At 61.3% G+C, this 12979-nt stretch carries 11 protein-coding genes; 7 read left to right on the top strand and 4 right to left on the bottom strand.

Annotated elements, in window-relative coordinates; genetic code table 11:
- Positions 1 to 59: 59 nt before the first annotated feature.
- Positions 60 to 470 carry a LysR substrate-binding domain-containing protein gene (locus ACA065_RS19540; RefSeq protein ID WP_497691115.1) on the bottom strand — a complete coding sequence of 137 codons (411 nt, stop codon included), beginning with the start codon at positions 468 to 470 and terminating at the stop codon, positions 60 to 62.
- A gap of 595 nt (positions 471 to 1065) precedes the next feature.
- Here ACA065_RS19540 and ACA065_RS19545 point away from each other — a divergent pair.
- On the top strand, positions 1066 to 2280 hold the full coding sequence (locus tag ACA065_RS19545; protein WP_497691116.1) for a DUF2599 domain-containing protein: 1215 nt from the start codon (positions 1066 to 1068) through the stop codon (positions 2278 to 2280).
- Positions 2281 to 2283: 3 nt separating this feature from the next.
- On the opposite strand, the gene ACA065_RS19550 is transcribed toward ACA065_RS19545, so the two are convergent.
- Positions 2284 to 3078 carry an ABC transporter permease gene (locus ACA065_RS19550; protein ID WP_497691117.1) on the bottom strand — a complete coding sequence of 265 codons (795 nt, stop codon included), beginning with the start codon at positions 3076 to 3078 and terminating at the stop codon, positions 2284 to 2286.
- Positions 3075 to 3752 (bottom strand): ABC transporter ATP-binding protein, encoded by a 678-nt coding sequence (locus tag ACA065_RS19555; protein ID WP_497691118.1) that lies wholly within the window; start codon positions 3750 to 3752, stop codon positions 3075 to 3077. Before ACA065_RS19555 ends, ACA065_RS19550 begins: the two co-directional genes overlap by 4 nt.
- 132 nt (positions 3753 to 3884) lie before the next feature.
- Here ACA065_RS19555 and ACA065_RS19560 point away from each other — a divergent pair, with 132 nt between their 5' ends.
- Both ACA065_RS19560 and ACA065_RS19565 read left to right on the top strand, forming a co-directional pair.
- Positions 3885 to 4961, top strand: a complete 1077-nt coding sequence (locus ACA065_RS19560) for an aldo/keto reductase (protein ID WP_497691119.1) — start codon at positions 3885 to 3887, stop codon at positions 4959 to 4961.
- A 266-nt stretch (positions 4962 to 5227) separates the two neighbouring features.
- Positions 5228 to 6433: a DUF1835 domain-containing protein gene (locus tag ACA065_RS19565; RefSeq protein WP_497691120.1), complete on the top strand. Its 1206-nt coding sequence runs from the start codon at positions 5228 to 5230 to the stop codon at positions 6431 to 6433.
- A 16-nt stretch (positions 6434 to 6449) separates the two neighbouring features.
- Here ACA065_RS19565 and ACA065_RS19570 read toward each other — a convergent pair whose 3' ends face one another.
- Positions 6450 to 6971: a chemotaxis protein CheY gene (locus ACA065_RS19570; protein ID WP_497691121.1), complete on the bottom strand. Its 522-nt coding sequence runs from the start codon at positions 6969 to 6971 to the stop codon at positions 6450 to 6452.
- Positions 6972 to 7177: 206 nt separating this feature from the next.
- On the opposite strand from ACA065_RS19570, the gene ACA065_RS19575 reads away from it, so the two are divergent.
- The 4 genes from ACA065_RS19575 (at position 7178) to pvrR (ending at position 12920) form a co-directional block, all read left to right on the top strand.
- Positions 7178 to 7864 (top strand): fimbrial biogenesis chaperone, encoded by a 687-nt coding sequence (locus tag ACA065_RS19575; RefSeq protein WP_497691122.1) that lies wholly within the window; start codon positions 7178 to 7180, stop codon positions 7862 to 7864.
- Between the two features lie 23 nt (positions 7865 to 7887).
- Positions 7888 to 8868 (top strand): fimbrial protein, encoded by a 981-nt coding sequence (locus ACA065_RS19580; RefSeq protein ID WP_497691123.1) that lies wholly within the window; start codon positions 7888 to 7890, stop codon positions 8866 to 8868.
- A gap of 73 nt (positions 8869 to 8941) precedes the next feature.
- On the top strand, positions 8942 to 11740 hold the full coding sequence (locus tag ACA065_RS19585; RefSeq protein WP_497691124.1) for an ATP-binding protein: 2799 nt from the start codon (positions 8942 to 8944) through the stop codon (positions 11738 to 11740).
- Positions 11727 to 12920, top strand: a complete 1194-nt coding sequence (gene pvrR / locus ACA065_RS19590; RefSeq protein WP_497691125.1) for a response regulator cyclic di-GMP phosphodiesterase PvrR — start codon at positions 11727 to 11729, stop codon at positions 12918 to 12920. The genes ACA065_RS19585 and pvrR overlap by 14 nt, the downstream gene beginning before the upstream one ends.
- Positions 12921 to 12979 lie beyond the last annotated feature (59 nt).

The following is a 12979-nucleotide window of genomic DNA, read 5'->3' on the forward strand; positions in this document are numbered from 1 at the left end:
TGTGTAGAGGCTATGCCCTGCGCCGCATCGAGAGAATGCCCACACCGCGCAATCCACTGTTACGCCAACTGAAATGCCGGATGCTCACGCAGCGCCGCTACACAGTGGTCGACAAAGCTGCGCACGCGCATCGGCGCATGGCGGCCTTCGCGGTAGACCACATGCACCGGCAACGGTGGCGGCTCAAACGCGGCCATCACGCGGCACAACTGGCCGCTCAGCAGGTGTTCGTGAACCGGGTAACTCTGGCACCGAATCAACCCCGCGCACTGTACCGCGGCGTTGATCGCGCCTTGCACCGTGGCGCAACTGAGGGTTGAAGCAAAAGCAGGGCAAAAACAAGGCAAAAGCAGAGCTGCTTTTCTGTGGGAGCTGGCTTGCCTGCGATGCAGACACCTCGGTACATCAGTAAGACACAGTCGATGCCTTCGCAGGCAAGCCAGCTCCCACCTTTGACCGAGTACACACATCTACCTGATGTACTGAGCTCCAAATGTGGGAGCAAGCTCCCTCCCACAATTAGACCGAGAACAGCTTCAGTAAACAGGTCGGCTGTCAGGCCGCCTCGCTTTCGCTTTTGATCTAACCACTCAGGTCGGCTACTAGGCCGCCGTGCTGTAGATTTTGATCTTGATTTTGATCTTAGGCGCCCCGTCAACCACGCTGGCCGAACGCAGGCTTTGGAGCGGGGGTAAACCGGCAGGACGCCGGTTTAGCCGCGCTGGGCCAAGGATGGCCCATCGCGGCGGCCCCCGCTCCAAAGCCGGAGTGCGGGCACACCGAGCCTAGGCGAGGTGCCGAGTGGTGGGGCAAGAGCCTTTTGGTTACTTTTGGGCTCTTTTCAAAAGTGACCCGCTGTAAGAGCGGAACCAATAGAGGCCATCACCTAAATAATGGATATGTACCCACCGCCCCCCGTGACAACCACATTTGATCGACACTGCGGCTCAAAGCTGCACCTCTCCAAGGCCAAACTGGACCAGCGGCGAGTGTCTGTCTACGCTCACCACCGAGTGGAGCAAGGAGTCGTTCCAGTCGCTTCACGTCATTCAAGGAGCTTTGCCCATGAAAGGATCACGCACGCCCCTCGCTTTTGCCCTCGCCGTACTGGCCTTCACCGCCCACGCCGACCAAGGCAGCGATACCGTCAACCGCCTCAACCAACTCTACAACGACACACGCCCCGATTGCGGTGGGCCGTCCAAACCGGCGTTCCTGTGCTCCGGCGTATTGTTCCGCGCCACCTGGCCGTCCACCGATTACCAGTTCTACAGCGTCAGCCCGAAAAGCCAGGCCAGCGGCGGCGTGTCGGCCTCGTACCTGCGCAAGGACTCCAAGTACCGCAAGCTCGCCTACGGCCTGAAAAGCGGCTTTATCTTCGACACGATTTTCGGCAACCCCAAGGACCATCAGGATTACGCCGTACTGTGCTCGTTCCCCATCGACGCGGCTACCGATGACCGCAACGGGGCAGGCTGTACCGACTCGCGGCGCACCCCGGGCGTGGTGGAAAAATTCTGCCATGAACAAGGCATCACCACGGCCGAACAATGGGGCACCAATTACAAGCAGAACCGTGGCGATCACTCGCGCCAATGCTCATTCGACGTACGCGACGAGCGCAACACCGCCGCCGGCCCGGCGTTCTATCAAAGCATTCGCGCCATGGCGACGATTGCCGATGAATCCTTCACCACCCAGAACGAGTTGCGCCTGGCCAAATGGGAAGAAAACCCGCCGAAATCACCGTCGATCCTGGCGCTGTTCTACACCGAAGACGGCGGCCTGGAAGGCGCTCGGCTGAACCAGTTACAGTGGTACAAGGCTGTGGGGCAGTACTTGCCGGTGATCAATATGAAGCTGCCGCAAACCCGCCAGCAAGATGCCTCGTTCGCCTACGACAGCAAGAAACAAGTGATCCAGCCCATCACCGAGAAGAACAGCTGTGATCGCTACGTGCAGAGCGCCACGTGGGTGGAGCGGGATGACCCTGGCTTTGGCCGCAAAGTCATGACCCTGGAAGTGACACCGACCGACTGCGGGCGACAAGTCAAAGAGGCTCAGACCAATAACTTCTTCAACGAATTGGCCAGCGACCACTACCTGGATGCCGGTTGGAAAGACAACCCGGACAACCGTGACAGCAACGTCGGCAGCATGCGCCGCCAACTGGTGTGCCACTTCAATATCGCCCGCAACAAGCCGGAGTGGAACCTGGAACCGTCACGGCCCTACACCTCCAACGAAGACTCGATCGCCAAGGGCTGCAACAACACCTGAGGCTCAGGTGCGCGCTTGCAGCCGATCACGCAAAAACCGGTGGCTGGTGGAAAACAACCGCCGGTAGGTGAGCAGTACCGCACCTACCGTGCCCAACGCCGACGACGCGGCGATCAGAAACATGATCACGATCTGATAGCGCACCGCGTCCACCGGGCTCTCGCCCGCCAGCACCTGGCCGGTCATCATGCCGGGCAGGCTGACGATGCCGACCACGGTCATCTGGTTCAGCGTCGGGATCATCCCGGCGCGCACGGCCTGGCGGATGGCTTCCTGCGCCGCTTCCCAGCGGGAACCGCCGAGCGCCAGGATCATTTCGATGGTGTTGCGCCCCGAGGTCAGTTCCTGGGTCATGCGCTCAATCCCCAAGGACACGCCGGTCAAGGTGTTGCCGAGGATCATCCCCAGGATCGGGATCGCATACTGCGGCTCGTACCACGGGTGGATGCGGATCACCGCAAACAAACCCACTGCCGTGACCAGCCACGAACTGCCCCACACCGAGAGGATGCTGTCGACCCGTTGCCCACGGTAAGTGCGCCGCCCACGCCCGGCCGCCGACAGGCCGGCGATCAAGGTCATCGCACACATCAGTGGCAGCACCACGTACCAGTACGCGAACTCGAACACCCAGCCCAGCAGGTAACCGATGGCCAGCAATTGCACCACCGTGCGCACGGCCGCCCACAGCAATTGGCGGCCAAGGCCCAGGCGCAGCAGCAATGACAGCGCGCCGTTGATCAGGATCAGCGAGGCGGCGATGCCCATGTCCAGGGCGGTGAGGTTTTGATAGTTCATGGCTGGGCCACTCCACTCAACACGCCGGCGCTCATGTGCAGGTGGATGGCGCTCATGCGTTGGGCCTGGTCGAGGTCGTGGGACACCCAGATATAGGCACGGGCGTTATCGCCGGCAAACCAGGCGTCAATCAGTGCTTCTACATCACGGGATGAAGTGGGGTCGAGGGCCGCAGTGGGTTCGTCGAGCAACAGCACTTCGGGGTTCAGCTGCAAGGTGCGGATGAGCGACACCACCTGGGACTCACCGCCCGACAGGTCACCGGCGTTTTTCTGCAAAAAATCCGGCGTTTTACCCGCGTGCTCAAGCAGCGCGGTGACTGCCGTCAGATCGAAACTGCGCTTGCGCAATGTCTTGAGGCTGAACGGAAAACGCAGGTTGTCTTCCACCGTGCCCTCGAGCAGCGCCGGGCGTTGCGACAGGTAGCTGATGTGGCTGCGGTAGTGGGGGATCTCTGCGTTGGCGATTGGCTGGCCATTCCACAAAACCTGCCCGCTGGTGGGCGCATCCAACAAGGCCAGCGCACGCAGGAACACGCTTTTGCCGGAGCCGGAAGAACCGGTGATCGACACGCGATCGGCGCTGTTCAGGGCGAAGTCCGTAGGTTCAAGCAAAGCCACTTGGCGACGCTCGTCTACGCGCGTGAGGGCGCGGGTTTCTATCAGTGCGCTCATGGACGCGGTGTTCCTCTTAAATCCTGGTGGGCGTAATGGTGCGGCAGGTGCACGAAGATTTCATGAAAAAATTCAAACTATCGCCACTCATGTCGTTCACACCTTCACGTGCAACGTAAAACAGGAGGCGACATGCAGTACCGACAACTGGGCCATTCTGGCCTGCTGGTATCCGAAATCATCCTGGGCACCGTGCCCTTCGGCGGTCGCGCCGAGTTCGAAAAATGCGGTTCGGTGGACGTGCCCCAGGCCAAGCGCATGTTCGACATCGCGTTCGACGCCGGGGTGAATATGGTCGACACCGCCGACCTCTACTCCCACGGCCTGGCCGAAGAAGTGGTGGGCAAGGCATTGGGCGACAAGCGCCACGACATCCTGCTGGCCACCAAGGGCCGCAGCCCGGTGGACAAGAACCCGAACAACTCCGGCTCCTCGCGCTACCACCTGATCCGCGCCTGCGAAGCCAGTTTGAAACGCCTGGGCACCGACCACATCGACCTCTACCAATTGCACAACTGGGACGGCATGACGCCCATCGAGGAAACCCTCGAAGCGCTGCGGCTGTTAGTTGGCTCGGGCAAGATTCGCTACTTCGGCACCAGCAACTTCACCGCCTGGCAGATGATGAAAACCCTGGGCAAGGCCGAGCTGCACGGCATGCTCAAACCCATCACCCAGCAGATTTACTACACCCCGGAATCGCGCGAAGCCGAGTACGAATTGCTGCCGCTGGCGCTGGACCAGTCCATCGGCACGCTGGTGTGGGGCCCGATGGGCGAAGGCCTGCTGACCGGCTCGACCCGGCGCGGGCACAAACCGCCGGCCAACACCCGCCAGGGCAGCGGCTGGCCGGAACCCTACGTGCATGATCAAGAGCGCGCGCTGGATATCATCGAGACCCTCGCCGCCGTGGGCGATGAACATGGCGTGTCGGTGGCGCGCACCTGCCTGGCGTGGCTCAAGGATCGCCCGGGCATCACTTCGTTGATCGTCGGTGCGCGTACCGAAGAGCACCTGCGCGACAACCTTGCAGCGACCGAACTGAAACTTACGCAGGAACAGTCTTCACGTATCGAGGCCGTGACGCGGCGCCAGCCGTTGTACCCCTACTGGCATCGTTTTACCGCCGGGATTGACCGCTTTGACCCGGCGGAACAACCGTTCCTGGCCGAGCATCAAAAAACCATGGATGCCAGAAAAGATAAGTAAGGGACTACACATAGCTAAATGTGGGAGCGGGCTTGCTCGCGAAGGCGGTGTATCAGTTACAAATGAGCTGGCTGACCCAGCGCATTCGCGAGCAAGCCCGCTCCCACATTCCCAGGGTTGCACTGAACGCCAATGCTGCCTATATTTCCCGCCTGGCGCTCTCTACGCCACCTTCCGCGGAAAGGGCTGCGCCCAAGACACTCAGCTCTACCTCAGTTCTACGACTCCCAACCTTAAAGCGGAAAAGGTCTGTGCAAGGAGATCGTATGTCGCAACGCCCTTTATCCTCCAACACCGATGGCCGTCTGAACCTTGAGCAACAGCGCAAACGCGCCAAGGAACTGTTGCCGCGCCTGAAAAGCCAAGACCCTACCGCTACCTTGTCCCAGGCCCAATGGCAGGTCGCCAAGCAGCTGGGTTTCAGCAGTTGGCCCAAGCTCAAGGCGCATGTCGATGCCCTCGATTTCGCCGCGCGCCACCCCGATTTCGAAGCCAGCGATGAGGCCCGCACCACCCATTGGCGCTGCGGCAATGACATAGCCCACAGCCTGCACGTGGCGGGGTTCAAAGGGCAGTTCCAGATGCTCAGCGACCCGCTGTGCATGGGCCCGATACGCGATCTACCCAACGAAGCGTTCCGCGCGATGCGCAGCGCGTTTATCAGCCAGGCCTTTGCCCTGGACCCCAGCGACGTAGCGCGTCGCGTCAGGGATGAATACCACCAGCTTGAAGGGTTGGCCAACGCCGATCACTGCGTGCTGTGGTGCGAGGCGGATGCCTATGACCAGCTGTTCCTGATCCGCGCACTGGCCGGTCTTGAGCAGGCACCGCGCAAGCTGGAGCTGATCGAGGTTGACCGCATTCCAGGCGTTGAGCGGTTTATCGGCATCGGCCAACTGGCTCCTGACGTGCTGGCGTGGTTATGGCCGCAGCGGCGGTTGATCGATGATGCCGCGGTGCAATTGGCCCGCCAGGCGTGGTCGGCTTACTGTGACAGCTCGCCCGTCAAGCTCGCGGAACTGGCCCACGGCACTCACCCTTCCCTGCCCTTTATCGCGCCGGCTTTACTGCGTCAGTTGCAGGAGTTGCCGGGCATCCAGGATGGCCTGTCACTCACCGAACGTTTGTCGCTGACGTACATCGCCGAAGCCGGGCCAGTGCCCTTCGCCGAGGTGTTTGCAGAGTTGATGGGCAAACGCGAGCCGCTGCCGTTCCTGGGGGACATGATGTTTCATGCGCTGTTGCGCCCGCTGATCGATGGCGAGCAGCCGTTGCTGGTCGAAACCGACACCGAACAGCCATGGCCGCGTCGCGGGCTGGCGTTAACGCCACTGGCGCGCGCGGTGCTCAACGGCGATGCCTATTGGCTGACCCACGCCAGCGGCGACCGATGGGTTGGCGGGGTTTGCTTGCGGCCAAGGCAACCGCATTGGACGCTGGGCGACGACAACGTGCCCGTCTGGCGTAGATAACGCGACCTCATAACGCTCAACGCTTGGGCGACAACCCGACCGCGCACGCCACCACCGCCGGGTCGCCCTGGTAAATGGCGCGCGGCGCTGTCGAGAACTGGCTCACCCGGTTTTCGACGGCGCGCAGGGTCGGGCGCTCGACCGTTGGCAGGCTATGGTCGGGGTCGACCACTTCCATGCAGCGGCGCAGCGAGTTGAAGTCCGGCGATTGCGACAGCGACAAGTGCAGGGTCTGGCTTACCGATACCGACACTACCGAGCTCTGTGCACATTGGCCGTCATAGATCAGCGTGTGGCGAATCAGCGGGTTGTCATGGCAGTACTTCAACAGGTTGACCTGCCGCGAATGCACCAGCGCGGTATTGATGATCAACAGGTCGAACGCCACGCCGTCCGCACGCGTCAATGCCTGCAGCTCGTCGAACGAGCTCAAGGGGGCGATGCGGTGATAGCCCAGCTGGTTGAGCATTTTCTCGATCTTGATCCGTTGCAGAAGGTCTGCATCGGCAATCAGAAGGCGTAACGCTTTATTGGACATAGGGTAAACCTGACAGGTGGGCATCCGCGTCGATCATTCAACGCTGATCACGTTACCCGTCAGGGCTGAAACAGACTTTAAGGCGATTCTGAAACGGTAACCGGGGGCACGCCGCACCTTTTAAGAATCGCCTGAAAGCCTTCGCGCTGTCCGGCCCCTACCATGCGCTGCGTTCCCACACGCTCCCATGGATTGCATCTGTGCTCATGTTTCTACTCAGAATGGTGATTTTAGCCGGCGGCTTGCTGGCCCTCGCGCCTCCGCCCGCCAGCGCCGCGCTGAAGATCGAAGGCACGCGCCTGATCTATTTCGGCCAGGACAGGGGCGCCACCATTAACGTGGTCAACCAGGCATCACGTGAGGTCGTGGTGCAAACCTGGATCACCGGCGAGGACGATTCGGCGGGCCACACCGTGCCATTTGCCGCCACTGAACCGCTGGTGCAGCTGGGTGCCGGCGAGCATCACCCGTTGCGCATCCTGTATGCCGGTGAAGGCTTGCCCAGCGACCGCGAATCGTTGTTCTGGCTCAACATCATGGAAATCCCGCTCAAGCCCGAAGACCCCAACAGCGTGCAATTTGCGATACGCCAGCGGCTCAAGCTGTTCTATCGGCCGCCCGCGCTCAAAGGTGGCTCGGCTGAAGCGGTGCAGCAGTTGGTCTGGAGCAGCGGCGACGGGCGCACCGTCACGGTCCGTAACCCCAGCGCGTTTCATCTGTCGCTGGTGAACCTTAAAACCGACAACCAGGCACTCAGTGATTACCTGCTGCTCAAGCCGCACGAAAGCAAAACCCTGACCGCGCCGAGCCCATTGCCCAAGGGCACCACCCTCCACTTCACCGAAATCACCGATATCGGTTTGCAGGCCCGCCACAGCGCGGCGCTGAACTGATAGTTCGCGAGGTATTTGCACCCATGTCACTGACCAAACGCTGTTTACCGATACTGCTGTGGGCCTGCGCGGTCTTGCCTGCCACCAGCCACGCGCTGGCCTGCCGTGAGGACGGCACCGACTCGATCATTACCCAGGAAGCGCTGGGCACCGCGCTGGCGGTGGCGGCCGATGCGCCCAACGGCAGCATCATCTGGGAGTCCGGCCCACGCTCCATCAATGTGATCTGCAAAGATGACTACAAACATGGCCGCGAGGAAGTGTATTTCTACGTCAACCCGGCCAAGGTCAGCATTGGCACGGGTATCCGCGTGGGCATTCGCTACAACAACCAGCCGATTACCCAAAGCACCGGCAAGGTCGGCACCGGGTTCTTTTCCGACCGCGGCTGCACCTCCAACTGCGTCGGTTGGGACAAGGCGCGCTTCACCCTCAACTTCAGCGTGTTCATCGAGAAATACGACCCCACGCCCCCCAGCGGCCAGGCCAGTACCTTGACCTCGTACCGTGTGTTCCAACTGGACGGTGTGCTCGGGCTCAACTCTCGGCCCAACAGCAACTTCAACTACGTGGTCACCGGCATGAATGGCATCCGCTTCGTGCCATGCACACCCGAGCTGACCATCACCCCCAGCGTGGTCAGTTTCCCGATGCCCTCGCGCAAGTTTGCAATCGGCGAAGTCGCCAGCACCGCGAACTTCAGCTTGAACCTGCGCAAGGGCTGCGACACGCCCTACACCGTCAGCGCGCGCTTCGCCACCACGCCGGGCGGCGGCAGTGTGGTCAACGGGTTGCTGGTGCCGGACAACAACAAGTCGGTGGGCATCTCACTGTCCCGTGCCGAAAGCCAGCAGCCACTGTTATTCAACAACTGGTTCACCCTGCAGGATCTGATGGGGCTGGGCCAGAGCCACGACGAATTCCGCGCTGACCTGAAATGGCGCACCCTGCCGATCCCTGGCGCGTTCGACGCGGCGGTGGTGGTGGATATGTATTACAAGTAAACACTTAATTAATCGGGCATTTTTTAAGGATCGTCTTATGCCCTCGGCGTAAGCCGGCACTTAAAGTCCGCCGATGCGATTGAAAAGTTATCTGCTCCAGATCAACCCCGTCCTCTCCCGACCCGAAGCAGCCAGAAGGCTGCTTCGTATTTTCGCGACCGTGCTGCTTATCGGCATCCTCAGCGGCGTGTACACGTTCCTGCTGTCGACCTTCAATAACGATATCTCCCAGCGCCGCGGCTACATGAGCAGCGCCATCGCCGAAGCCCACACCTTTTTCACCAACCGCGAAGCCCTGCTCGAAAGCCTGAGCCTGTCGGCGGTGCGCAAGCAGTCAAGGATTTACCCCTCCTCTCCCGAAGAAGCGCACGTGCAACTGGGCGACACGCCCGGCAATCAGTGGAGCATTTGGCTGACTGCGCGCCTGCGCGACTACCTCAAGGCCAAGCAGCTCAACCTGCTCTATGTGAACGCCGGCCCCAACCCGCAGGTGATGCGGTTGTATGACGCGACCACGCAGGTGCTGCCGATTTCCAAGTGCATGCTCAACCGCCTCAAAGCCTTGCAGCGCAGCGACCCGGCCACCCTCAACGAGTTATGGCTGAGCGACCGAACCGAGCAGCACTCGCACCTGTACATTTTCATCCGCCTGGACCGCCAAGACCCTAATTCCGGCTGGCTGGGCCTGGAGATGGAAAGCCGCGAAGTGTCCCAGGCCCTCAGCGACCAGAGTGCCGGTGAGTTCAGGATGCTCAATTCTCAGGGCATGTTGGTGTTCACCAACAGCGATGACACGCAGGTGCGCCAGCAACACCCGCGGCCCGACGAAGACAGCTTTTTCGGCTTTGTCGGCAGCGGTTTGCTGCCCGACCACTTGGTGATCCGCAAGCACCTGAAATCCTCGGACTGGCAGCTGATGTATTCCATCGACCTGCGCGCCGTGGTCTGCGGCCTGTGGAAACAGCTGCTCGGCTCGCTGCTGTTTTGCCTGCTCAGCCTGACCCTGATCTGGCTGGTGATGCGCCGGGTCGACCAGCGTTTCATCATTCCCTCTATCCATCGCATCCAGGCGTTGATCGAAAGCGAGGCATTTGGCCGTGATGTGATCCAGACCGCGCCCGTTGCCCTGTGCGTACTGCGCCGCACCGATGGCCAAGTGGTGCTGGAAAACACCCTGGCCCAGCAATGGCTGGGCAACGGCCCGGAGCGCGAGGCCCTGCGTGCCGGCTGGATCGAGCAGGCGTTTGCCGGTGAGCCATCTGAACGCAGCGATTATTTTGAAACCATCGACGGCCGCCACCTGTACCTGAGCAGCGCGCCGACCCGCTACCGAGGCGAGGACGTGCTGTTTTGCGCCTTCAGCGACATCAGTGCGCGCAAGCAAGTTGAAGCTGCGCTGGAGGAAGCGCGGCACTCGGCAGACGCGGCCAACGCCGCGAAAACCCTGTTCCTGGCGACCATGAGCCATGAAATCCGGACGCCGTTGTACGGCGTACTCGGCACCCTGGAACTGCTCGCGCGCACGCAACTGGACACCCAGCAAAAAGACTATCTGCACGCCATCGAAGGCTCGTCTTCGACCTTGCTGCAACTGATCTGCGACGTGCTCGACGTGTCGAAGATCGAGGCCGGGCAGCTGGCACTGGAGATGAGCGAGTTCTCGCCGCTGGACCTGGTCCACGAAATCATCCAGGGCTACGCCGCCGCCGCCCAGGGCAAAGGCCTGCAACTGTATGCCTGCTTCGACCCGAAGTTGCCGGAGCGGTTGATCGGCGACGTGACGCGCATCCGCCAGATTCTGAATAACCTGCTCAACAACGCGGTGAAGTTCACCGACTACGGGCGCGTGGTGCTGCGGGTCAAAGTGCTCGGCCGCGACGGCGAGCGCTCCAGTTTGTTGTGGCAAGTCTCCGACACTGGCAAAGGCATTGCCCAGGAAGACCAGGCGATGATTTTCGAGCCGTTCTACCAGAGCGAAGGTAATACCAACGTGGTTGCCGGCACCGGCCTGGGCCTGCCGATCTGCCAGCGCCTGACCGAATTGATGAACGGCAATATCCGCATGGTCAGCGAACTGGGCCTGGGCAGCAGCTTCAGCCTGATCCTGCCACTGGAAGAAGCGCCGACCCCACCGATGACGCCGCTGCTGGCCGAGACCATTTACGTGGTGTCGCCCATCCCGGAACTGGCGCATGCCATCAGCGGCTGGTTGCGCCGCTGGGGTGCACGCGCCCAGACCGGGCTGCCGACGCTGCCCGAAAGCCATCTGCTGCTGCAAGTGCACCCTGGCAGCGTCGACCCCTTACTGGCGCCCGAGTGGCCGGGCCCGGTGATTCACGTCAGCAGTAACGCCTGCACGGCGTTGGAAGCCGAAGCCGGCGCCTGGCACGTCAACCTCAACCACCTGGGGGCGATTCATCAAGCCGTGAGCCAGGCGCAAGGGCTGTGGGTGGCCCGCGCCGGTGAGCAGACGCGCCAGCGTGACCTGAACAAACTCAACCTGCACCTGCTGGTGGCCGAGGACAACATCATCAACCAGCTGATTTTGCGTGACCAACTCGAAGAACTCGGTTGCACCGTAGAGCTGGCGGCCGATGGTCAGGAAGCGTTACAGCTGTACACCGCCGGCAACTTCGACGTGGTGTTGACGGACGTGAACATGCCCCACATCAACGGCTACGAACTGGCGCGTGAACTGCGTCGCCAGGGCTGCCCGTTGCCGATTATCGGGGCCACCGCCAACGCTATGCGCGGCGAGGCCGACCTGTGCCTGGCCGCCGGCATGAACCATTGCCTGGTCAAACCCTTTGCGTTGCGGGCTCTATTCAACTCCCTGGCGCCTTATGCACGGATCACCCATGAAGCCCCTTAGTATTTTGATTGTTGAGGACCATCCCCTGCAGCACATCTACCTGCAGCACCTGCTCAGTGAGTTGGGGGATTTCATGCTCGAAACCGCCGAGGACGGTAAAGAAGCGCTGGAGCGTCTGCGCCAACGCGATTTCGACCTGGTACTGACCGACCTGTTGATGCCCGGCATGGACGGCGTGCAGTTTATCCAGTGCCTGGCCAGCCTGCGTTGCAAGCCGGCATTGGCGATCATGAGCGCGGCGTCGCGGCGCATGTTGATGGCGGCAAGCCTGGTGGCGAAAAATCTCGATGTGGAAGTGATCGGGCTGATTTCCAAACCGGTCGCCGCCGACGCCTTGCGCAGCCTGGTGGACCAGCTCAGGAACACAGCCCGCAAGCCCTCGCCCGAATTGCCCGAACACCTGGACATCGACCGCCACACCCTGGTGCAGGCCATGAGCAGCGGCCAGCTGCAGGCCTGGTTCCAACCGAAAAAGTCCCTCGCCAACGGGCGCATTGTCGCCGCCGAAGCGCTGGTGCGCTGGATGCACCCCGAGCAGGGCGTAATGCTGCCCGCCGCGTTCCTGCCGGCGATCAAGGCGTTCGAGCTGGAAGAACGACTGCTGTGGGTGGTGCTCAAACAGGCGATCCACGCCCAGGAACGCTGGCGCCAGCGCGGTTATGAAATTCCGGTGTCGATCAACCTGCCCACCCACTTGCTCAACAGCCACGACCTGGCAGACCGCTTGCTGGAATTCGTACTGCACCACGACGGCATTCCGGGAATGATCTGCTTCGAATTGATGGAATGCTCGGTGCCCCAGGACATCAGCAATTTCTATGCCGGCGCCTGCCGCCTGCGCATCAAGGGCTTTGGGTTGTCCCAGGATGATTTCGGCAAGGGCTACAGTTCGTACTTGAACCTGGTGTCCACGCCATTTACCGAATTGAAGATCGACCAGGCGCTGGTGCAGGGCTGCAATGAAAACGAAGGCATGGCCCAGGCGTTGGCAAGCATCATCGCGCTGGGCCGCAAACTCGGGCTGACGGTGGTCGCCGAAGGGGTGGAAACACCGCAGCAACTGGCCCTGCTGCGCAAAGTTGACTGCAATCAGGTGCAAGGTTTCCTGATTTCTCACGCGGTGTCTTCCGAACAATTTCAACAACTTCTGAACAATGATGGCCCCGCGACATCTCATTAGCTGGCGGCCGTGGATTATCTGTTCGATAGTAAGGAGTAAGCTCCATCCAGTGCCGATTT

The organism is Pseudomonas sp. LBUM1640 (assembly GCF_059716225.1).

What these genes read in the sequence shown, in the direction of transcription:
- ACA065_RS19545 (WP_497691116.1), top strand. Translation starts at nt 1,066, where the DNA reads ATGAAAGGATCACGCACGCCCCTCGCTTTTGCCCTCGCCGTACTGGCC.
- ACA065_RS19560 (WP_497691119.1), top strand. Translation starts at nt 3,885, where the DNA reads ATGCAGTACCGACAACTGGGCCATTCTGGCCTGCTGGTATCCGAAATC.
- ACA065_RS19575 (WP_497691122.1), top strand. Translation starts at nt 7,178, where the DNA reads ATGTTTCTACTCAGAATGGTGATTTTAGCCGGCGGCTTGCTGGCCCTC.
- pvrR (WP_497691125.1), top strand. Translation starts at nt 11,727, where the DNA reads ATGAAGCCCCTTAGTATTTTGATTGTTGAGGACCATCCCCTGCAGCAC.
- ACA065_RS19555 (WP_497691118.1), bottom strand. Translation starts at nt 3,752, where the DNA reads ATGAGCGCACTGATAGAAACCCGCGCCCTCACGCGCGTAGACGAGCGT.
- ACA065_RS19570 (WP_497691121.1), bottom strand. Translation starts at nt 6,971, where the DNA reads ATGTCCAATAAAGCGTTACGCCTTCTGATTGCCGATGCAGACCTTCTG.
- ACA065_RS19580 (WP_497691123.1), top strand. Translation starts at nt 7,888, where the DNA reads ATGTCACTGACCAAACGCTGTTTACCGATACTGCTGTGGGCCTGCGCG.
- ACA065_RS19550 (WP_497691117.1), bottom strand. Translation starts at nt 3,078, where the DNA reads ATGAACTATCAAAACCTCACCGCCCTGGACATGGGCATCGCCGCCTCG.
- ACA065_RS19565 (WP_497691120.1), top strand. Translation starts at nt 5,228, where the DNA reads ATGTCGCAACGCCCTTTATCCTCCAACACCGATGGCCGTCTGAACCTT.
- ACA065_RS19585 (WP_497691124.1), top strand. Translation starts at nt 8,942, where the DNA reads ATGCGATTGAAAAGTTATCTGCTCCAGATCAACCCCGTCCTCTCCCGA.
- ACA065_RS19540 (WP_497691115.1), bottom strand. Translation starts at nt 470, where the DNA reads ATGTGTGTACTCGGTCAAAGGTGGGAGCTGGCTTGCCTGCGAAGGCAT.